The following is a 21,650-nucleotide window of genomic DNA, read 5'->3' as shown; positions in this document are numbered from 1 at the left end:
GAGAGGCGGCCTGGGTAAGGCCGCCGAATCTTCAGCGAGTTGTTGCCAGTTCCTGTTGGACGCTGGCGACAGTGCGAGGCCAAGGTTTACCAGCCTGAACCTTCGCTGGCAAGGCCTTGATGGCGGTAACGGCTGCATCGCGGTTGGCGAAGCTACCGTAGGTGATGACGTAAAGCGGCTTACCGTTGAGTACTTTCTTGAAATAACGGTACTCGCCGCCCTGCTCTTTGACGAAGCTTTGCGCGGCCGATTCGGAACTGGTGCCAAGGATTTGCACCACGTAGTTACCCGGTGCCTGGCCTGCGTACCAGCTGCCACCGGCGGCTTTGGCCACGGCGACTGGTTTCTCGGCAGGTTTGACGGCGGCGACCGGCTTGGCGGGCGCTGGAGCCGGTTTGGCAACAGGTGCAGGCGCTGGCGCTGGCTTGGCGGTCGCGACCTGAGTCGGCGCTGGAACCGGTTTGGCGGCAGGTGTTGGTGCCGGGCCCGGCTGGATGCCCGCAGGCGGCGCAGTCGTGGTCACGGTTGGTGGTGTAGCGCTGGAACCTTCGAGCGGCACGCCGTCGTCGCCTTCGGTGATACCACCGGCCGCTTCGGCCAGCGGACCACGCATCACCGGCTGCGAGTTGCCGACCAACGGCAATGGCATCGGTTGTGAATTACCGGCGAACTCTACGGCGGGAGCGCCACTGCTGTCAGTTTGTGGCGCGCCCTGGCCCAATGGCAGTTGCGCCTGTTCGTTGGCAGGCGCGCCGGTGGTCGGTGCTTTGCTGCGACCCGGCATCAACCAGGCGGCGGCTACCGCGACCACGACTACGGCGGAAATCGCCAATACGTGTTTCTTCGGCATGTTGAACCCCATACTTGGACGCTTCACCGCTGAGCGGCTGGCAATCATGGCTTCGATCATTGCATCGCGGGCGACCTGGTTGATGTTGCCAGGCCAACCGTCGGAGCTTTCGTGAATATCAGAGATCTGATCCGCGGTGAAAAGTTCGATACCCCGGCCAGCACCTTCAAGACGCTGATCCAGATATTCGCGGGTTTCTTCTTCGGTGTAAGGCTGCAATTCGATGACGTGGAAACGCTCTTCCTCAAGGCTCAGCGCGTCAAGTTGAGCAATCAGCGAGGACTCGCCGAACAGGAACACGTGGGGGCGACCTTCCGGCGCGCCCGCGGCTAAAGCCAGCAAGGCTTCCAGCGCGGATTCGTCGAGTTGCTCGGCATCATCCACCAGCAAATAGACTTCCTGCCCCGTGAGGGCAAGCTGTACCACTTGAGCCAGGATGGCGCCGATTTCGGCCTGTTCGACATTCAGCGCCTGAGCCACCTGACGCAGCACACCAGCCGCATCGCCGGCGCCACGGGCGGAAACCACCACGCTCTGCACTGACTGTTTGTTGGTGCTGGCCACCAGAGCCTGACGCAACAGAGTTTTGCCGCTGCCTTGAGGGCCAGTGACCACCAGCAACAACTGGCTGTAACGGGCCAGATGATGCAGTTGCCCCAGCACCGGTTTGCGCTGGGCCGGGAAAAATTTGAAGCCAGGCACCCGTGGAGCGAAAGGGTCATGACTTAACTGGTAATGGCCGAGGAAAGCCTCGTCGGCATGCAAACTAGTCATCGGGATCTTATTAACCTTTAAGCTGAGCCAGGGCGCGGTAATCCACTCCCAGCGTGGCCTGTAAAACCTCTTTCGGATAATCGTCGGTCACCACTGCTTCGCCCATGTGGCGCAGCAGCACCAGGCGCAAACGACCGTCGATCACTTTCTTGTCAATTGCCATGTGCTCGAGAAAATCGGCTTCGGTCATCTCTTGCGGCGGGATGACCGGCAGGCCGGCCCGCTGGAACAGGCGAATACCGCGATCACGCTCCTGTTCGCTGATCCAGCCCAGGCGCGCGGACATCTCCAAAGCCATTACGGTGCCAGCAGCGACTGCTTCACCATGAAGCCAGACACCATAGCCCATGTGGGTTTCGATCGCGTGGCCAAAGGTGTGGCCCAGGTTCAACGTGGCACGTACGCCCGTCTCTTTCTCGTCGGCACCCACCACCGCAGCCTTGGCCGCGCAGGAGCGTTCAATGGCGTAAGTCAGGGCGGTCTGGTCCAACGCTCGCAGGCGATCGACGTTTTCTTCGAGCCAGGTCAGGAATGGCTCGTCGCAGATCAGCCCGTATTTGATGACTTCCGCCAGCCCGGCGGACAGTTCGCGGGGCGGCAGGGTGTTGAGGGTGGCGGTATCGATCAGCACCACGTTGGGCTGATAGAAGGCGCCGACCATGTTCTTGCCCAGCGGGTGATTGATCCCGGTCTTGCCGCCCACCGAAGAGTCGACTTGCGACAACAACGTGGTTGGTATCTGGATGAAATCGACGCCTCGCTGGTAGCAGGCGGCCGCAAAACCGGCCATGTCACCGATTACACCGCCACCGAGGGCGATCACCGTGGTACGGCGATCGTGCCGTGCAGTCAGCAGGCCGTCGAAAATCAGTTGCAGGGTTTCCCAGGTCTTGAAGGCTTCGCCGTCGGGCAGCACCACGGAAATCACCGAGAACTGCGCGAGGCTGCGGGTCAGACGCTCCAGGTAGAGCGGCGCGACGGTCTCGTTGGAGATGATCGCTACCTGCCGCCCGCGGATATGCGGGGCCAGCAGCTCAGGCTGATCCAACAAACCTTCGCCAATATGAATCGGGTAGCTGCGCTCGCCTAGATCGACCTTGAGTGTCTGCATGTGTCCCCACAGTGAAGATGGAATCAGGCGTCCTGCCTTGAGTTTACGAATTCCATGGCGTCTGCTGGTGTGACGCCATTCGGTAGCCAGCTGCCACAACCTTGAGCGGCTGCGACAGGACGCCGAGGATAGCGCATTTCGCGCCGCGCATTAACGGGGCGGTAGCTGCTGCAAGCGTTCGAGGATATCGAGCACCACCATCCGCGGCGGCCGCTCATCGGTTTCAACCACCAGGTCGGCGATTTCCCGATACAGCGGATCACGGATCGCCAGCAAGTCGCGCAGGGTTTTCGCCGGGTCGGCGGTGCGCAGCAGTGGCCGATTGCGGTCGCGAGCTGTTCGGCCGACCTGCTGCTCGACCGACGCATGCAGATAGACCACCCGACCACCGGCGTGCAGCGCCCGGCGATTGGCTTCGCGCATCACTGCGCCGCCACCGGTCGCCAATACCACACCGTCGCACGCGCACAGCTCGGCGATCATCGCCTGCTCGCGGTCGCGAAAGCCCGGTTCGCCTTCCTTATCGAAAATCCACGGGATATTGGCGCCCGTGCGCAATTCAATTTCCTTATCGGAATCTTTGAATGGCAGGCGCAGCTCTTTAGCCAGCAACCGGCCGATGGTGCTTTTTCCAGCCCCCATCGGTCCAACAAGAATCAAATTTCGCACAGAATCAATGACTCACAGCAATCGCCTGATTGTTCATGATACGCGGAGTGAGAAATACCAGCAGCTCGGATTTTTTCTCCGAAACCACGTCACGCCGGAAAAGGCGGCCAAGATACGGCACATCACCGAGAAATGGCACCTTATCTACAACCTTGCTCTGAGTATTTGAGAAAACCCCACCAATGACGATGGTCTCGCCGTCGTTAACCAACACCTTGGCGTTGACCTCGTTTTTCTTGATCGGCGGTACATCCTGCACTTTGTTCAGGTAATCCGGTTCATCCTTGGTGACCTTGACCTCCATGATGATGCGGTTGTCCGGCGTGATCTGCGGGGTCACTTCCAGGGACAGCGAAGCTTCCTTGAACGACACCGAGGTGGCGCCGCTGGAGCTGGCTTCCTGATAGGGAATCTCGGTGCCTTTGAGGATTTTCGCGGTTTCCTTGTCGGACGTGACTACCTTGGGCTGCGAGACGATTTCCCCGTTGCCGGTTTTCTCCATGGCCGAAAGCTCAAGGTCCAGCAGCACATTGTCGGTAATGAAGGCGATGCCGATCCCCGAGGTATTGGCAGAGGTTCCCAAGTCGACGAACGGCGAGTTGGTACTGGTGCTGCCCGGCGTCCCTATGGTGGTCGAAGAGCCGTTGACCCCGGAGGTGTTCCAGTTACCCTTCTGCACCGAACCGCCCCAGCGCACGCCAAGGCTTTTGTCGTAATCGACGTTGGCCTCGACGATACGCGCCTCGATCATCACCTGACGCACCGGAATATCCAGTTGCGCAACGATGCGACGCAGCTCGTCGAGTCGATCCTGGGTCTGGTAAGCAATGATGTTGTTGGTTCGCTCATCGACAGTGATTGACCCTCTCTCGTCGATTTTCGCCTCGGCGCTGGTCACTGACTGGAACAGCTTGGCAATATCGGCGGCCTTGGCGTAGTTGACCTGTAACAGCTCGCGACGTAGAGGCGCCAGTTCGGAGATCTGCTTCTGCGACTCCAGCTCCTGGCGTTCTCTGGCAGCGATTTCATCAGCCGGCGCCACCAGCAGCACATTGCCGATCTTGCGTTTATCCAGGCCTTTGGTTTTCAGCACCAGGTCCAGTGCCTGATCCCATGGCACGTTCTGCAGGCGCAACGTGATGCCGCCCTGCACCGTGTCGCTGGCCACCAGATTGAGGTTGGTGAAATCGGCGATCAGTTGCAGCACCGATCGCACATCGATGTCCTGAAAATTCAGCGAGAGTTTTTCGCCGGTGTAGGCAAAGCGTTCGGTGTTGCGCTTCTGCAGGTCATCGACAGTCATCGGCCGGATGCTGACGGTCAGTTTGTTGTCGGTCTGATAGGTCGAATAATCGAAGGCGCCACTGGGCTCGATACTGATGATGGCCCGATCACCCGTGGCGCTGGCGTTGACGAACTGCACCGGCGTGGCGAAATCCTTGACGTCGAGGCGTACACGCAACCGTTCAGGCAGTTGGGTCTTGGTGAAACCGACGATGATTTTGCCATCGCGTTCCTGGATGTCCGGGGCGATGGACGGATCCGACAGATCGATGACCACATTGCCCTCACCCTGGGTGCCGCGCTGAAAATCCACGCCCCGGATGGCTTTGCCCACGGGTGCATTGACCCTGGCGGGCGCTGGCGTCGCAATGGCTGCACGCGGTGCGCTGGCGGCAGGTTTGGGCGCCTTGCTACCGGCGCCTTGCCCGACAACCACGAACAAATTGTTGCCTTCGACGCGAGCGTTGTATGGCGTCAATTGAGTCAGGCTGATGATCAGACGCGTACGGTCCTTGGCCTCAACGACCGTGGCGCTGCGGGCGTTGCCGCCGCCCAGTTCCCGATTCTTGTTCGCCAGCTGACTGGTGACCCCAGGCAAGTCCAGCGCAATCCGCGCAGGCTGCTCTGTCGTGTAACCGTGGGGCTGCGGTGGTGGCCCATCGAACGACAACTTCAACTCGACACGGTCACCGGGCAGCGCGGCGACATCCAGCGCTTTGAGGTTGGCCGCCAGTACCATCGGCGACAGAAACGCTATCCATAGCGAAATACCGAAGGTTGATAAAATCCTGTTCATTATTCGAGTTCCACTATGAGTGCTCTTTCAAAGGGATGGTCCGCGGCCGTTCCAGCCAGGCGCCTTCGCCGTCAGGAACGATTTCGACCACGTCGACTTGCGAACCGCTGATGGCTACGATCCGCCCATCGTTACGCCCCAGGTAATCGCCGACTTTCAGCCGATGCACGCCGCCTGCCCCACGCAGCAGCGCAAAGGAGCCGGTTGCATTGGAGAGGGTGCCGACCATTTCAAACTGTTCGATGTTGAAACCTTCGAGGTACTGCTTGACCCGGTTGGGGTCGGGTTTGACGTTACGCGAGCCGTGCTTCTGACCGGCCAGATCGACTCTGACCTGCCGGGAGAACGGGCTGCGCAGGTTGGCAGCGTTATAGGTGAATGTCGGGTAAGACCGGAATGTCGGCGTTGGTTCAATTTTGCCGGGGGCACGCAGGCGCACTTCGTTCAGGTAGGCGTCCAGATCGCTGAAATCAGCGTCGCCGCCACAACCGGCCAGGATGACCAGACACATGACCATCGACAGGCAACGAATCGGGCTCATTTCTGCAACCCCTTGTCGTTGTAGCGATAGGTCTTGGCAAGGATGCTCATGCGCAACTTCGGACCGCCATCGGGATTAGCCGGCGCCAGGTCGAAGTCATGCAGGGTGACGATCCGTGGCAGCCCGGCCACGCCGCTGACAAAAGTGGCCAGGTCGTGATAAGCGCCGGTGACGGTGATCTGGATAGGGAGCTCGATGTAGAACTGCTGGGTGACCTCCGGGAGCAGCTTGATTTCTTCGAAGTCCAGGCCGCTGCCCAGGCCGGTGCGGGTGATGTCCTCCAGCAGGCCGGGCACTTCGGTGTCGCTGGGCAATTGCCGCAAAAGCATGCCGAAGGAGTTTTCCATTTCCTTCATCTGCTGGGTATACAGCTCCAGATTCGCCGCCATATGGGCTTTGGTCGCGAATTGCTCCCTGAGCGTCGATTCTTCCTCGCGCCTGAGTTCCAGGTGGTTTTGCAGGTCACTGATCAAGAAGCTGTAGCCCAGGGTTAGCACCAGGACCATCAGCAGCACACTCGCCAGGACCTTGATCGCCGGTGGCCAGGAACCCATGTTGTTGGTGTCCAGATCGTTGATGTCGATCTGGCGCAACCCTTCGAACCATTCGGATGGTTTCATTTAGCGCCCCCCACAATCGCGGGCTGGGTCTGACGGACGGTCAACTGAAAAACATTGGCCTGATCCAGCTGACCGGCGGTGGTCGCCTTGACTTCCGTGAGGTTGGGCGCATCGAACCAATCGGAGGCATCAAGATTGCGCATCAGATCCGAAACCCGGTTGTTGGATTCCGCCGCGCCGGTGATGGACACGGTTTTGCCGACCATTTTCACTTCGGTGAAATAAACTCCGTCCGGCAAGGTACGCGCCAATTGATCGAAAATCCTCCCGCTGATCGGCCGGTTGCCTTGCAGGTCCTGAATAATGCGCATGCGTTCGACGAGTTGCTGTCGGCGGGCCTTCAGATCGCTGATCTGTTTGATCCGCTCGTCGACCACGGCAATCTGCTTGCCGATGTAATCGTTACGGGCGACTTGCCGATTAATGGCGCTGTTAATGACCTGGTCCGCAATCAGCAGCGCTCCCACCGAGCCCACCAACACACCGACCAACGCCAGTAAAAAGCGTTTTCGACGCCCTTCGCGCAACTCTTCACGCCAGGGTAAAAGATTGATCCGCGCCATCAGTCGAAACTCCTGAGGGCCAGCCCGCAAGCGATCATCAGTGCCGGAGCGTCGCTCGCCAGGGCACCGGCGTTGACCTTGCTGCTCAGGGTCATGTCGGAGAAAGGGTTGGCGACCTGGGTCGGCGTACCCAGTCGCTGCTCGATCAATCGCTCCAGCCCGGGGACCGAGGCGGTGCCGCCGGCCAGAAGGATGTGATCGACCGAGTTGTACTGGCCAGAGGCAAAGAAAAACTGCAATGAACGCGACACCTGTTGCACCAACGCATCACGAAACGGCTGCAAGACCTCGCTGACGTAATCGTCCGGCAAACCGCCCTGCTTCTTCGCCAACCCCGCCTGTTCGACCGTCAAGCCATAACGACGCTGGATCTCTTCCGTCAGTTGACGCCCGCCGAACAATTGTTCGCGGGTGTAGATGATCCGCCCGTTGTGCAACACGCTCAGGGTGGTCATGGTGGCGCCGATATCGACCACCGCCACGGTCAGACGCTCCTGAGAGGCGGCCAGCTGGGTTGCCAGCAGGCCGAACGATCGCTCCAGGGCATAAGCTTCGACGTCGACCACGCGCGCGGTCAGCCCGGCCAGAGCCAGGGCCGCTTCACGGACCTCGACGTTTTCCTTGCGACACGCCGCCAGCAGCACATTGACCCGCTCGGGGTTGCGCGTCGACACGCCTTGCACTTCGAAATCGATCGCCACTTCATCCAGTGGATAAGGGATGTACTGATCGGCCTCGATCTTCAGTTGGTTTTCCATCTCGTCGTCGGAAAGACCGGCGTCCATCTCGATGGTCTTGGTGATGACCGCTGAACCGGCCACAGCGACGGCCACGTTCCTGACGCTGGTTTTGGCCTTGGATAGCACCCGCGCAAGCGCCTGCCCCACCCCTTCGAGCTCGGCGATATTTTTCTCGACCACGGCGCTGGAAGGCAGCGGCTCGACCGCATAGGCCTCGACCCGGTACCGGTCGCCTTGACGACTTAGCTCCAGTAGCTTCACCGACGTGGAGCTGATGTCGATCCCCAGAAGCGTATTGGCTTTTTTATTGAAGAGTCCTAGCACTACCAATTCCCTATGACTATCCGTGAGTTACGGACTCTGTAATATCCATTGCGTTCAATACCCTCCGTCTTGACAGAAGCGCAAATGACGCCCCCGACGGAAAAATGCTTATAATGCTGAGCGTTTTTTCCGCTTTCACTGCAAGCGCGGGTCATTCTCTGTATAGCCTGAACCCTGATGCCTAATTCATTTTTTACCCTGGATATCCAAAAGCCTTGATTCGTCTGCTGAAATTTCTCGGTTGGTCCATCGTCGCCGTTTTCTGCGGACTGCTCCTGGGTCTGAGCGGCGCTTTTCTTTACCTTAGCCCCGGATTGCCATCTGTGGAGGCGCTGAGAAGTATTCAGTTGCAGATTCCTTTGCGGGTGTACAGCAGCGACAACAAGTTGATCGCAGAATTTGGCGAAATGCGCCGTACGCCAATCCGTTTCGCCGACATTCCCCCCAATTTCATTAATGCGTTACTAAGTGCTGAAGACGACAATTTCGCCAACCACTACGGCGTCGATCCCAGCAGCCTGATGCGTGCCGCCACCCAGCTGGTAAAGAGCGGACATATTCAGTCCGGCGGCAGCACCATCACCATGCAGGTAGCGAAGAACTTCTTCCTGACCAGCGAACGCAGCTTCTCGCGCAAAACCACCGAAATCCTCCTGGCCCTGCAGATCGAACGACAGTTGACCAAGGACGAGATCCTCGAGCTGTACGTCAACAAGATCTATCTGGGCAACCGCGCCTACGGCATCGAAGCAGCGGCGCAGGTTTATTACGGCAAGTCGATTCGTGACGTGAGCCTGGCGCAGATGGCGATGATCGCCGGTCTGCCAAAAGCTCCGTCGCGCTTCAACCCGCTGGCCAACCCGACCCGCAGCAAAGAGCGTCGCGACTGGATCCTGGGGCGCATGTATAAGCTCGGCAAAATCACCGAAGCCGACTACACCACTGCGATCAATGAGCCGCTGAACGCCAGCTACCATGTGCCTACCCCGGAAGTGAACGCGCCATACGTCGCCGAAATGGCCCGTGCCGAAATGGTCGGCCGTTATGGCAGCGATGCGTACACCGAAGGTTTTCGTGTCACCACCACGGTGCCGAGCAATTTGCAGGAGATGGCCAACACCGCGGTTCATGAAGGCTTGATGACCTACGACCAACGGCACGGTTATCGCGGCCCCGAGTCACGCCTGCCGGGTAAAACCCGAGAGGCCTGGACTCAGGAGTTGACCAAACAGCGAATCATCAGCGGCCTGGAACCGGCGATCGTGACCCAGGTCGACAAGAACGGCGTGCAGGTGTTGACCCGCACGGGTACCGGCGAAGAGCACGTCGCCTGGGAAACCATGAAGTGGGCTCGTCCGTTCCTGAACACCAACAGCATGGGCGCCAATCCGAAGCAGCCGTCGGATGTCGCACAGGTCGGTGATCTGATTCGCGTGCAGCGTCAGCCAGATGGTTCGCTCAAATTCAGCCAGATTCCGCAGGCTCAAGGCGCGCTGGTTTCCCTCGACCCGCAGAACGGCGCCATTCGTTCGCTGGTCGGCGGTTTCGCCTTCGAGCAGAGCAACTACAACCGCGCCATGCAGGCCAAACGTCAGCCGGGTTCGAGCTTCAAGCCGTTCGTCTACAGCGCCGCCCTGGACAACGGCTATACCGCCGCCAGCCTGGTGAACGACGCACCTATCGTGTTCGTCGACGAGTACCTGGACAAAGTCTGGCGTCCGAAGAACGATACCAACACCTTCCTCGGCCCGATCCGCATGCGTGAAGCGCTCTACAAGTCGCGCAACCTGGTATCGATCCGCCTGCTGCAAGCGCTGGGTGTCGACCGCACCATCGACTACATCAGCAAGTTCGGCTTCAACAAGCAGGACCTGCCGCGCAACCTGTCCCTGGCCCTGGGTACCGCGACCCTGACGCCAATGGAAATCGCCACCGGCTGGGCCACCTTCGCCAATGGCGGCTACAAGATCACCCCGTACACCATCGACAAGATCGAAAGCCGCAACGGCGACACGCTATTTGTCGCCAACCCGCCGAGCGTTCCGAAAGGCACCGTAGCCAGCGATGGCATCGCCATGCCGGCCTCTGACACCTTCACGGTCAACGCTACTCCAGGCGAAGCACCGAGCGCCCAGCCAATGCCACAAACGCCGGCCGTGGCCGAGCGCATCATCGATGGGCGCACCACTTACATCCTCAACAGCATGCTTGAGGACGTGATCAAACTCGGCACCGGCCGCCGTGCACTGGCCTTGGGTCGCAGCGACATCGCGGGCAAGACCGGTACCACCAACGAATCCAAGGACGCCTGGTTCTCCGGCTACAACGCCGATTACGTGACCACCGTCTGGACCGGCTTCGACCAACCGGAAAGCCTGGGCAAACGCGAGTTCGGCGGTACCGTTGCCTTGCCGATCTGGATGAACTACATGGCGGCGGCCCTCAAAGACAAACCGCCCCACACCCAAGCGGAACCCGAAGGCATTCTCAGCCTGCGCGTCGACCCGATCAGCGGCCGCGCGGCCACCCCAAGTACGCCAGGTGCCTACTTCGAACTGTTCAAGGCCGAAGACACACCACCGTCGGTTAACGAGCTGAGCAACGGCAATGTACCGGGCAGCCCGCTGCCAGCCGATGAGGCAGCGCCGATCGATTTGTTCTGATCGTGTAGCAATACCTAAAAGCCCCGCCTTCGAAAGAAGAGCGGGGCTTTTTTGTTGCCTGCCGATCGTTCCCACGCTCTGCGTGGGAATGCAGCCCGGGACGCTCCGCGTCCCTTTCTAGAGCTGGAACGCGGAGCGTCCCTTGAGGCATTCCCACGCAGAGCGTGGGAACGATCAACCACAAATACCGCAGGCAATAAAAAGCCCCGACTCGCGAGAGCCGGGGCTTTTGGTTGATGCGCTACAACGGCTTAGCCGTTGAACACGTCATCCACGCTTTTCAGCGGGTAGTTCTTCGGATACGGCAGGGTCGCCACACCGGTCTCGATCGCAGCCTTGGCTACGGCATCAGAGATCAGGGTGATCAGACGGGCATCCATTGGTTTCGGAATGATGTACTCACGACCGAATTCCAGCTTGATGCCGCCGTAGGCGTCGCACACTTCCTGAGGTACTGGCAGCTTGGCCAGTTCACGCAAGGCGTTGGCGGCAGCCACTTTCATCTCTTCGTTGATGCGCTTGGCGCGAACGTCCAGGGCACCACGGAAGATGAACGGGAAGCCCAGTACGTTGTTGACCTGGTTCGGGTAGTCCGAACGGCCGGTGGCCATGATCACGTCGTTACGGGTGGCGTGCGCCAGTTCCGGGGAGATTTCCGGATCCGGGTTAGAGCACGCGAACACGATCGGGTTGGCCGCCATGGATTTCAGGCCTTCAGCACTCAGCAGGTTCGGACCGGACAGGCCAACGAACACGTCAGCGCCTTCCAGCGCGTCAGCCAGGGTGCGCTTCTCGGTCGCGTGAGCGAACACAGCCTTGTACTGGTTCAGGTCGTCACGGCCGGAGTGGATCACGCCGGTACGGTCAACCATGTAGATGTTTTCGATGTTGGCGCCCATGCTCACCAGCAATTTCATGCAGGAGATGGCGGCAGCACCGGCGCCCAGGCAGACGATCTTGGCGTCAGCCAGGGTTTTGCCAGCGATTTCCAGGGCGTTGATCATGCCGGCCGCAGTAACGATTGCGGTGCCGTGCTGGTCATCGTGGAATACCGGAATGTCGCACTGCTCGATCAGAGCGCGTTCGATCTCAAAGCACTCAGGTGCCTTGATGTCTTCCAGGTTGATGCCACCGAAGGTAATGGAGATACGCTTGACGGTGTCGATGAAGGCTTGCGGGCTTTCAGAGTCGACTTCGATGTCGAACACGTCGATGCCGGCGAAGCGCTTGAACAGCACGCCTTTACCTTCCATAACTGGCTTGGAAGCCAATGGGCCAAGGTTACCCAGGCCGAGAATCGCGGTGCCATCGGAAATGACTGCAACCAGGTTGCCCTTGCCGGTGTATTTGTAGGCCAGTTCAGGATCGCGGGCGATTTCGCGTACTGGTTCGGCTACGCCGGGGCTATAGGCCAGCGACAGATCGCGAGCGGTAGCGGTGGCCTTGGTGAGCTCGACACTCAGCTTCCCTGGACGGGGATGGGCGTGATATTCGAGAGCGGCAGTTTTCAGATCAGACATAGGGGCATTCCGCTTTTTACTGTTGGACAGACGGACCGCCGAGGATACTCGCCTCGCAAAGTCCTCACAAGACTGACCAGTCACCCCTGTCAAGCGCCCGGCCCTACGACTTTGGGCCAAGAGCCACGGAACACAAGGGATAGACTGTTCACAATCAACATGAAAAATGTCTACAATTTTTTCTTACGGTGCTGCCTGCAACATCGCTCGATCGGTCAGCGGCAGAAGCCAGCGCGCCTGCCCCGGTTTCAACCCTCCGCGGCGCGAACGATCCACTACCCAGCCACGAGCCTCGATTTGCTTGCCTTTGAGCTTTTCAAGCGATGCGACATCGAATTGCTCCAGCACATTGGGTGCAACCCGCAATACAACCGAATCCTGCAACTCGATCCAAACCCCGCCTCGATTGCGCTGAACCTTGCTCACACGACCACTGAGCATGGCGAAACCGGATGCGCTGATCTGCTCCGCTTTCAATACAGGTGATTGTCGCCACAGCCCGAGACCGGCCCGACGAGCACTGCGTTCAGCCGCTTGCTGGCAGGCGACCAAATCGACATTCGGTGCCACCGCCACCTGAAAACCGAGCCCCTCGGCGAGCATCTGCGCTTCGAGGTTGGCCCCATCGACACTGTAGACATGAGCCAGGGTGCGGCCGTAATGGTCCTTGCTTTCCTTACCCGGCAACAAACCGACCCGCCCGTCGCTGGCGGCCACCAGAGCCTCAAGGCGTTTGCGCGCGGCCACCGCGAACGGCTCGTCGGAACGACCCTGCTTGCCCAGCTCCGGCGTATTCAAACCAATCATGCGCACACTGCGGCCATCGCTCAGACGCAAAGTGTCGCCATCCACCACGCGCTGCACCGTGACCGACGTGAGCCCGCTCGGCGCCGGGCAGAAGGCCTGGGCACCGGAAAGCCAAATCGCGGACACAAAAAAGGCGCCCGCGAGGGACGCCTTTTTCATCAGCAAGGAAAAGCCCACGGGGCTTTCGACCTTACTCTGCAGCAGCAGGAGCTTTCTTGCCGAAAGCGCCGAAACGGTCTGCGAAGCGCTGTACACGACCGCCAGTATCCAGAGTCTTCTGCTTACCGGTGTAGAACGGGTGGCACTCGTTGCATACGTCGATCGCCAGAGGCTTGGCCAGGTTCGAACGAGTTTCGAACTTGTTGCCACAGCTGCAGGTAACTGCGGTGATTTCGTATGTTGGATGGATATCGGCTTTCATGATGTATTCCTCAGGCTAGCGTGCCGCCACTCAACACCATTGTTGAATACCGCACGTAATTAGGCCGCGGATTCTACCAGACAATGCCATTCACGCAAGCTGTCGCTTAAACCAGTCGTCTGCTAGGCTCGCGCCTCAAATGCTGATCATCAGCACGCAAACCTGTGGGAGCTGGCTTGCCCGCGAAAGCGTCCTGACAGCCAATGAAGATGCCCACTGTATGGGCCTCTTCGCGGGCAAGCCCGCTCCCACAGGGATTGCGCTCAGCCTTTCTTACTGCCCGCCCAGAGAGATCCCCCCGCGTGCCCAACGCCATTCTGCGCCTCGCCCTGCCTTCGCCTCTGCGCCGCCTGTTCGATTATCGTGCCCCGGCCGGTATCTTGCGCGCCCAGTTGCACCCTGGCATGCGCTTGCGGGTGCCGTTCGGCCGGCGGGAGATGATCGGGATTCTGGTGGAGGTCACCGACACCAGCGAAGTGCCGGTAGAAAAGCTCAAACCGGCCCTGGCGCTGCTCGACGCCACGCCGCCGCTGCCGCCCGCGCTGTTCAAGCTGTGCCTGTGGACCTCTCAGTATTACCAGCACAGCCTCGGCGACACGTTGAGTTGGGCGCTGCCAGTGTTGTTGCGTCAGGGTGAACTGGCCGAGGCTCGTCAGGAACGCTTTTGGTCCGCCGCACCCGGCGCCAGCCTTGATGATCCGCGCATCGCCCGCGCACCACGCCAGCGTGAAGCCTTGGCAACCCTGTCCCAGCATCCCCATGGCGTCGCTCATCAGTTGCTGAGCAAACTGATGCTGAGCAAGGACAGCCTCGATCTGTTGCTGGCCAAAGATCTGGTGCAAGTCGAAATCCGCAAGCACGCCCCCGGCGCCCGCCACGAACACTGGCTAGCGCAACCGGAATTGCCGCTCAACCCGGAGCAGCGCGCCGCTTATGAAGCGATTCGCGCCGGATTCGACAGTTATCACGCGTTCCTGCTGGCTGGCGTCACCGGCAGCGGCAAGACCGAAGTCTATTTGCAGCTGATCCGCGAAACCCTCGAGGCCGGTAAGCAAGCCATGGTGCTGATCCCGGAGATCAACCTCGGCCCGCAAACCCTGGCGCGCTTCGAGCAGCGCTTCAATGCGCGTATCGCGCTGATCCACTCCGCAGTCAATGACCGCGAACGCCTGGAAGCCTGGCTGGCGGCACGGGATGGTGAGGCCGACATTATTATCGGTACCCGTTCGGCACTGTTCACGCCGATGAAAAACCCCGGCCTGATCATCATCGATGAAGAGCACGACGGCTCTTATAAACAGCAGGAAGGCCTGCGCTACCACGCCCGCGACCTGGCACTGGTCCGCGCCCGGCAGGAAAACATCCCGATTGTCCTCGGATCCGCCACACCTTCGCTGGAAAGCCTGCAAAACGCCTACACCGGTCGTTACGGTCTCTTACGCCTGAATGAGCGGGCCGGTGGCGCCAAGCAACCACGGTTCCTGCGCCTGGACGTGAAAAGTCGTCCGCTGGACAGCGGCATTTCCGGGCCGATGCAGCAAGCCATCGGTCAGACCCTGGCCGCCGGCCAGCAAGTGCTGGTTTTCCTCAACCGCCGAGGGTTCGCCCCGACGCTGCTCTGCCACGACTGCGGCTGGATGTCTGAATGCCAGCGCTGCGACGCGCGAATGACCGTGCACCAGCGCTCCGGCGAACTGCGTTGCCACCATTGTGGCTACGTCGAACGAGTGCCCCGCCATTGCCCGAAGTGCGGCAAGGTCGATCTGCGGCCTGTGGGCGCCGGTACCGAGCGCGCCGAAGAACGCCTGGGGATTTTGTTTCCGCACGTCCCGGTGCTGCGGGTCGACCGCGACAGCACTTCACGCAAAGACGCGATGAATCAACTGTTCGCCACCATTCAAAAAGGCCAGCCGTGCATTCTGGTCGGCACACAAATGCTTGCCAAAGGGCACCACTTTCCACGGGTGACCCTGGTGTCGATTCTGGATGCCGACGGCGGACTGTTCTCCGGCGATTTCCGCGCCAGCGAACGCATGGCGCAGTTGATCGTCCAGGTCGCCGGGCGCGCGGGGCGGGCCGAAGAGCCTGGCAAAGTGATAATCCAGACGCACCTGGCGGACCATCCGCTGCTGGTGCAACTGACCGAACAAGGCTATTTCGCCTTTGCCGAACAGGCGTTGAGCGAACGCCGCTCCGCCGGTCTGCCGCCGTTTGCGCATCTCGCACTGCTGCGGGCCGAAGCGCATAAACCGGGGCAGGCCGAAGGCTTCCTCGATGAAGCGTGCAGCGAGGCCGAGCGTTTGCTCGCCGAGCAGAATCTGACCGGGATTGAGTTGCTGGGGCCGGTGCCGGCACCGATGGAGCGCCGGGCCGGGCGTTATCGCGCGCAGTTGTTGCTGCAAGCCACGGCCCGGGCGCCGCTGCATCGATTGCTGAGCAGTTGGTTGCTGGTTTTGGAGCAGATGCCGAGTGGGCGGGCGGTGCGCTGGTCGCTGGATGTGGATCCGGTCGATTTGTATTGAATTCAAGATCGCTATCGCGGGCAAGCCCGGCTCCCACAGGGATCTGCGTTGTTCACTTGCTCTACGTCATACCACTTACCCTGTGGGAGCGGGCTTGCCCGCGATAGCGGTCGATTTGTCACCACATATCCATAACCTGCCCGCTATAGTTGGCAAGCCCGTCTTCGCAACGGATAATGCCCAGTTTTTCCACCAGCGCATCGAAGCGCCGCCGCGCTAGCGGTCGAAAGAGAAGACCATGAAAGACACCATTCGCCAGCTGATCCAACAAGCCATCACCCAACTCGTCAACGAAGGTGTGTTGCCTGAAGGCCTGTCGCCGGCGATCCAGGTGGAAAACTCCCGAGACAAGAAAAACGGCGACTTCGCCAGCAACATCGCCATGATGCTGGCCAAGCCTGCGGGCATGAAGCCCCGTGACCTGGCCGAGAAAATCATCGCCGCGCTGCCGGCTGACGAGAACGTCTCCAAAGCCGAAATCGCCGGCCCTGGCTTCCTGAACTTCTTCCAGAACACTCAAGCCCTGGCGACCCGCCTGGACGAGGCGCTGGCCGACGACCACATCGGCGTGCGCAAAGCCGGTCCGGTGCAGCGCACCGTGGTTGACCTGTCGGCCCCGAACCTGGCCAAAGAGATGCACGTCGGCCACTTGCGTTCGACCATCATCGGCGACGGCGTGGCCCGGGTTCTGGAGTTCCTCGGCGACGAAGTGATCCGCCAGAACCACGTTGGCGACTGGGGCACCCAGTTCGGCATGCTGATGGCTTACCTGCAGGAAAACCCGATCACCAGTGATGAGCTGTCGGACCTGGAAAACTTCTACCGCGCCGCCAAGCAACGCTTCGACGAATCCGCAGAGTTCGCCGATCGCGCCCGCGGCCTGGTGGTCAAGCTGCAAGCCGGCGACCCGGACTGCCTGGCGCTGTGGACCAAGTTCAAAGACATCTCGCTGTCGCACTGCCAGAAAATCTACGAATTGCTGAACGTCAAACTGACCATGGCCGACGTAATGGGCGAAAGCGCCTACAACGACGACCTGATCAACGTGGTCAACGACCTCAAGGCCGCTGGCCTGCTGGTCGAGAGCAACGGCGCTCAATGCGTATTCCTCGACGAATTCAAGAACGCCGACGGCGACCCGCTGCCGGTGATCATCGTCAAGGCTGACGGCGGCTACCTCTACGCCACCACCGACCTGGCAGCCGTGCGTTATCGCAGCGGCGTGCTGAAGGCCGATCGTGCGCTGTATTTCGTCGACCAGCGCCAGGCTCTGCACTTCCAGCAAGTGTTCCAGGTCGCGCGCCTGGCCGGTTTCGTGACGCACCCGATGGAAATGGAACACATGGGCTTCGGCACCATGAACGGCGCCGACGGCCGTCCGTTCAAGACCCGTGATGGCGGCACCGTGAAGCTGATCGACCTGCTGACCGAAGCCCAGGAACGCGCCTACACACTGGTGAAAGAGAAGAACCCGGAGCTTGCCGAAGACGAGTTGCGCAACATCGCCAAGGTCGTGGGCATTGGCGCAGTGAAATACGCCGACCTGTCCAAGCACCGCACCAGCGACTACAGCTTCAACTTCGACCTGATGCTGAACTTCGAAGGCAACACCGCGCCATACCTGCTGTACGCCTACACCCGGGTGGCCGGCGTGTTCCGCAAACTCGGCAAGGACTTCAGCGAAGTCGAAGGGCAGATCGCCCTCGAAGCGCCGCACGAACATGAACTGGCCGCGAAACTGGCGCAGTTCGGCGAAATACTGAACAACGTGTCCGACAAAGGCACGCCGCACATCCTCTGCACCTACCTGTACGATGTCGCCGGCCTGTTCTCCAGCTTCTACGAGAACTGCCCGATCCTCGGCGCCGACACCCCGGCGCAAATGCAGAGCCGCCTGCGCCTCGCCGCGCTGACCGGTCGCACTCTCAAGCAAGGCCTGGAACTCTTGGGTCTGGAAACTCTGGAGCGCATGTAAGTTGGCTGCCAAGAAAAAACCTGCCCCCAAGCGTGGCGCCAGCCGTTACCAAGCTCCTGCAAAGCAACCGATCCCGGGCTGGCTGTGGATGGCCATCGGCCTGACGGTCGGTGCGTTCATTGTGTTCCTGATGAAGCTGGAGCCGGGCAAGGGCAGCGATACCGTCAAGCGCGAGAAGATCGAGCAGCAGAAAGCCACCAAGATCGCCGAGGCCAACAAGACTCCGCCGAGCCCGACGCAACCGGTGAAGCCGAAGTACGATTTCTACACCTTGCTGCCGGAATCGGAAGTCATCGTGCCGCCGGACGCGGTGCCGGAGAAAACCCTGCCGACACCACAAGTGCCGGCCATTCCGACCACGCCGGTGACACCGGAGCAAGCAGCGAAGATCGACACGGCCCGGGCTCAAGCGGCATTGGCCGGCATCACCCCGCCGCCAGCGCCGCCCGTGGCGAAAGCTGCACCGGTGACCAAGTTCTTCCTGCAGGCCGGTTCGTTCCGCAAGGAAGCCGATGCCGACAAGGTGCGTGCGCAGATCATCCTGCTGGGTCAGGCCGTGGCGGTTGAATCCGGCACGGTGAAGGACGAGACCTGGTATCGGGTGCTGGTTGGCCCGTTCAGCAACCGCGAACAGCTGACAACCGCTCAGAAGCAACTGGCGGGCAGCGGCTTCAGCAACCTGTTGTTACAACAACGCCAAAGCCGCTGACCCTTCATGATCGTTCCCACGCTCCGCGTGGGAATGCAGCCCGGGACGCTCCGCGTCCCTTTCTAGAGCTGGAACGCGGAGCGTCCCTTGAGGCATTCCCACGCAGAGCGTGGGAACGATCAAGCCTTCGGCAGCTCCTACGCGCCTCGCACCGCTCGTCCCCCGCCGCGTCCTACAGTTGAAAAACGCTCCACCACCCCCATATGAGTTGGCATAAGGCATTTTCGCCCCGCTGCGTGGAGACTCTCCCTTGACCACCATCGTTTCAGTTCGCCGCCACGGCAAAGTCGTCATGGGCGGCGACGGCCAGGTTTCGCTCGGTAATACCGTGATGAAAGGCAACGCGAAGAAAGTTCGCCGCCTCTACCACGGCCAGGTTATCGCCGGTTTTGCCGGGGCCACCGCTGACGCCTTCACCCTCTTCGAGCGTTTCGAAGGCCAGTTGGAGAAACATCAGGGCCACCTGGTTCGCGCTGCCGTCGAACTCGCCAAAGAATGGCGCACCGACCGCTCCCTAAGCCGCCTCGAAGCCATGCTCGCGGTCGCCAACAAAGATGCCTCCCTGATCATCACCGGCAACGGTGACGTGGTTGAGCCCGAAGAAGGCCTGATCGCCATGGGTTCCGGCGGCGGTTACGCCCAGGCTGCCGCGAGTGCCCTGTTGAAGAAAACCGATTTGTCGGCTCGGGAAATCGTCGAAACAGCGCTCGGCATCGCCGGCGACATCTGCGTGTTCACCAACCACACCTTCACCATCGAGGAGCAGGATCTCGCTGAGTAAGCCTGTGCAGGCCATTGCGCCACGGCTCACTTTTGCTTGAGGACCGCCAATTACTATGCCCATGACCCCCCGTGAAATCGTCCACGAACTCAATCGCCATATCATCGGCCAGGACGATGCCAAACGCGCCGTCGCCATCGCCTTGCGTAACCGCTGGCGCCGGATGCAGCTGCCTGAAGAGCTGCGCGTCGAAGTCACCCCCAAGAACATCCTGATGATCGGCCCGACCGGTGTCGGTAAAACCGAGATCGCCCGTCGCCTGGCCAAACTGGCCAACGCGCCGTTCATCAAGGTCGAAGCGACCAAGTTCACCGAAGTGGGCTACGTCGGCCGCGACGTCGAATCGATCATTCGTGATCTGGCCGACGCCGCGATCAAACTGCTGCGCGAACAGGAAATGACCAAGGTTCGCCACCGCGCCGAAGACGCTGCCGAAGAACGCATCCTCGACGCCTTGCTGCCACCGGCACGCATGGGCTTCAGCAACGAGGACGCTGCACCGTCGGCCGATTCCAACACCCGTCAGCTGTTCCGCAAGCGCCTGCGTGAAGGTCAGCTGGATGACAAGGAGATCGAAATCGAAGTGGCCGAAGTGTCCGGCGTCGATATCTCCGCGCCACCGGGCATGGAAGAAATGACCAACCAGCTGCAGAGCCTGTTCGCCAACATGGGCAAGGGCAAGCGCAAAAACCGCAAGCTCAAGGTCAAGGAAGCGCTGAAACTGGTTCGCGACGAAGAAGCCGGTCGCCTCGTCAACGAAGAAGAATTGAAGGCCAAGGCCCTGGAAGCCGTCGAGCAGCACGGCATCGTGTTCATCGACGAAATCGACAAGGTTGCCAAGCGAGGCAACTCCGGGGGCGTCGACGTGTCCCGTGAAGGCGTACAGCGCGACTTGCTGCCGCTGATTGAAGGCTGCACCGTCAACACCAAACTGGGCATGGTCAAGACTGACCACATCCTGTTCATCGCTTCCGGTGCGTTCCACCTGAGCAAGCCGAGCGATCTGGTGCCGGAGCTGCAAGGTCGCCTGCCGATTCGGGTCGAACTCAAGGCCCTGAGCCCGGAAGATTTCGAGCGCATCCTCAGCGAGCCGCATGCATCGCTCACCGAGCAATATTGTGCACTGCTGAAAACCGAAGGTCTGCTCATCGAATTCCTCCCGGACGGCATCAAGCGTCTCGCCGAGATCGCCTGGCAGGTCAACGAGAAAACCGAAAACATCGGTGCCCGTCGCCTGCATACCCTGCTCGAGCGCCTGCTTGAAGAGGTGTCGTTCAGCGCCGGTGATCTGGCCAGCACCCACGAGGACAAGCCGATCCTGATCGATGCCGATTACGTCAACAGCCACTTGGGCGAATTGGCGCAGAACGAAGACCTGTCCCGCTACATTCTGTAAAGCGGCGAGCTTCAAACGACAAGCTGCAAGCTGCAAGCTGGACATCACCGTCTTGCAGCTTGTAGCTTGTAGCTTCAAGCCCGGAAGCCCTTCGCCATGACCCAACTCCCCACCGACATCAAACTCCACAAAGCCTCAAAAACCCTGTCGCTCAAATACGCGTCCGGCGAGGAATATCACCTGCCCGCCGAGTTCCTTCGCGTGCATTCTCCTTCCGCCGAAGTCCAGGGCCACGGCAAACCTATCCTGCAATTTGGCAAGATCGGCGTCGGCCTGAGCAAGGTCGAACCGGCCGGTCAGTACGCACTGAAATTGACCTTCGACGACGGCCATGACAGCGGCCTGTTCACTTGGGAATATCTGTACCAGCTGGCAGTGCGCCAAGAAGATCTTTGGAACGATTATCTTGCCGAACTCAAAGCGGCTGGAAAGACCCGCGATCCGAATGAATCGGTCGTCAAGCTGATGCTCTAATACAGGCCTCTGGCTGTTTAGAGGGCATTTTCTAATTCCATCTGTTTGAATGCTCCGCTGCGGCGTCAACGATTGGCCCGCTTGCGAAAAAAATTAAACTCGGGTAACCA

Annotated in this window: 18 protein-coding genes; 7 read left to right on the top strand and 11 right to left on the bottom strand. The window is 60.3% G+C overall.

Features of this window, described 5'->3' with window-relative positions; all coding sequences use genetic code 11:
* Positions 1-31: 31 nt before the first annotated feature.
* The 8 genes from AC1RQB_RS06655 to AC1RQB_RS06620 form a co-directional block, all read right to left on the bottom strand.
* Positions 32-1,624, bottom strand: coding sequence for an AAA family ATPase (locus AC1RQB_RS06655; protein WP_008067646.1), 1,593 nt, complete (start codon positions 1,622-1,624; stop codon positions 32-34).
* A gap of 10 nt (positions 1,625-1,634) precedes the next feature.
* Positions 1,635-2,735, bottom strand: coding sequence for a 3-dehydroquinate synthase (gene aroB, locus AC1RQB_RS06650; RefSeq protein ID WP_063341819.1), 1,101 nt, complete (start codon positions 2,733-2,735; stop codon positions 1,635-1,637).
* A gap of 150 nt (positions 2,736-2,885) precedes the next feature.
* Complete coding sequence (gene aroK / locus AC1RQB_RS06645; protein WP_032830073.1) at positions 2,886-3,404, bottom strand: shikimate kinase AroK; 519 nt, start codon at positions 3,402-3,404, stop codon at positions 2,886-2,888.
* 4 nt (positions 3,405-3,408) lie between these two features.
* Positions 3,409-5,484 carry a type IV pilus secretin PilQ gene (locus tag AC1RQB_RS06640; RefSeq protein WP_063341820.1) on the bottom strand — a complete coding sequence of 692 codons (2,076 nt, stop codon included), beginning with the start codon at positions 5,482-5,484 and terminating at the stop codon, positions 3,409-3,411.
* A gap of 13 nt (positions 5,485-5,497) precedes the next feature.
* Positions 5,498-6,025 (bottom strand): pilus assembly protein PilP, encoded by a 528-nt coding sequence (locus AC1RQB_RS06635; protein ID WP_008067649.1) that lies wholly within the window; start codon positions 6,023-6,025, stop codon positions 5,498-5,500.
* The gene (pilO, locus tag AC1RQB_RS06630) at positions 6,022-6,645 is read right to left on the bottom strand and encodes a type 4a pilus biogenesis protein PilO (RefSeq protein WP_063341821.1); all 624 of its coding nucleotides are present in this window, start codon (positions 6,643-6,645) and stop codon (positions 6,022-6,024) included. The genes AC1RQB_RS06635 and pilO overlap by 4 nt, the downstream gene beginning before the upstream one ends.
* The gene (locus AC1RQB_RS06625) at positions 6,642-7,208 is read right to left on the bottom strand and encodes a PilN domain-containing protein (protein ID WP_008067651.1); all 567 of its coding nucleotides are present in this window, start codon (positions 7,206-7,208) and stop codon (positions 6,642-6,644) included. The genes pilO and AC1RQB_RS06625 overlap by 4 nt, the downstream gene beginning before the upstream one ends.
* Entirely contained in the window at positions 7,208-8,272 is a 1,065-nt protein-coding gene (locus AC1RQB_RS06620) for a pilus assembly protein PilM (RefSeq protein WP_063341822.1), read from the bottom strand. Before AC1RQB_RS06620 ends, AC1RQB_RS06625 begins: the two co-directional genes overlap by 1 nt.
* A gap of 218 nt (positions 8,273-8,490) precedes the next feature.
* Between AC1RQB_RS06620 and AC1RQB_RS06615 the strand changes: the two genes are divergently transcribed.
* The gene (locus tag AC1RQB_RS06615) at positions 8,491-10,935 is read left to right on the top strand and encodes a penicillin-binding protein 1A (protein ID WP_404943054.1); all 2,445 of its coding nucleotides are present in this window, start codon (positions 8,491-8,493) and stop codon (positions 10,933-10,935) included.
* Positions 10,936-11,186: 251 nt separating this feature from the next.
* On the opposite strand, the gene AC1RQB_RS06610 is transcribed toward AC1RQB_RS06615, so the two are convergent.
* From AC1RQB_RS06610 to rpmE, 3 genes are all read right to left on the bottom strand, one after another.
* Positions 11,187-12,455: a malic enzyme-like NAD(P)-binding protein gene (locus tag AC1RQB_RS06610; protein ID WP_007899225.1), complete on the bottom strand. Its 1,269-nt coding sequence runs from the start codon at positions 12,453-12,455 to the stop codon at positions 11,187-11,189.
* A gap of 183 nt (positions 12,456-12,638) precedes the next feature.
* Positions 12,639-13,427 carry a thermonuclease family protein gene (locus AC1RQB_RS06605; RefSeq protein ID WP_063343905.1) on the bottom strand — a complete coding sequence of 263 codons (789 nt, stop codon included), beginning with the start codon at positions 13,425-13,427 and terminating at the stop codon, positions 12,639-12,641.
* A gap of 25 nt (positions 13,428-13,452) precedes the next feature.
* Complete coding sequence (rpmE, locus tag AC1RQB_RS06600; protein ID WP_007899231.1) at positions 13,453-13,683, bottom strand: 50S ribosomal protein L31; 231 nt, start codon at positions 13,681-13,683, stop codon at positions 13,453-13,455.
* Between the two features lie 302 nt (positions 13,684-13,985).
* Here rpmE and AC1RQB_RS06595 point away from each other — a divergent pair, with 302 nt between their 5' ends.
* From AC1RQB_RS06595 to AC1RQB_RS06570, 6 genes are all read left to right on the top strand, one after another.
* A complete protein-coding gene (locus AC1RQB_RS06595; RefSeq protein ID WP_008067655.1) occupies positions 13,986-16,205 on the top strand; it encodes a primosomal protein N' in 2,220 nt (739 codons plus the stop codon).
* Positions 16,206-16,443: 238 nt separating this feature from the next.
* A complete protein-coding gene (gene argS, locus AC1RQB_RS06590) occupies positions 16,444-18,180 on the top strand; it encodes an arginine--tRNA ligase (RefSeq protein WP_063341824.1) in 1,737 nt (578 codons plus the stop codon).
* 1 nt (position 18,181) lies between these two features.
* A complete protein-coding gene (locus AC1RQB_RS06585) occupies positions 18,182-18,889 on the top strand; it encodes an SPOR domain-containing protein (protein ID WP_008009226.1) in 708 nt (235 codons plus the stop codon).
* Between the two features lie 250 nt (positions 18,890-19,139).
* Complete coding sequence (gene hslV, locus AC1RQB_RS06580; RefSeq protein WP_007899242.1) at positions 19,140-19,670, top strand: ATP-dependent protease subunit HslV; 531 nt, start codon at positions 19,140-19,142, stop codon at positions 19,668-19,670.
* Positions 19,671-19,725: 55 nt separating this feature from the next.
* Positions 19,726-21,066: an ATP-dependent protease ATPase subunit HslU gene (gene hslU / locus AC1RQB_RS06575; RefSeq protein WP_007899245.1), complete on the top strand. Its 1,341-nt coding sequence runs from the start codon at positions 19,726-19,728 to the stop codon at positions 21,064-21,066.
* 96 nt (positions 21,067-21,162) lie between these two features.
* Positions 21,163-21,540 (top strand): gamma-butyrobetaine hydroxylase family protein, encoded by a 378-nt coding sequence (locus AC1RQB_RS06570; RefSeq protein WP_008009230.1) that lies wholly within the window; start codon positions 21,163-21,165, stop codon positions 21,538-21,540.
* Positions 21,541-21,650: the final 110 nt, after the last annotated feature.

The sequence above is a fragment of the Pseudomonas sp. GW822-FHT02E03 genome, assembly GCF_058802325.1.
The sequence above is the reverse complement of the archived record's forward strand: the minus strand, read 5'-3'. Positions and strand labels throughout refer to the sequence as shown.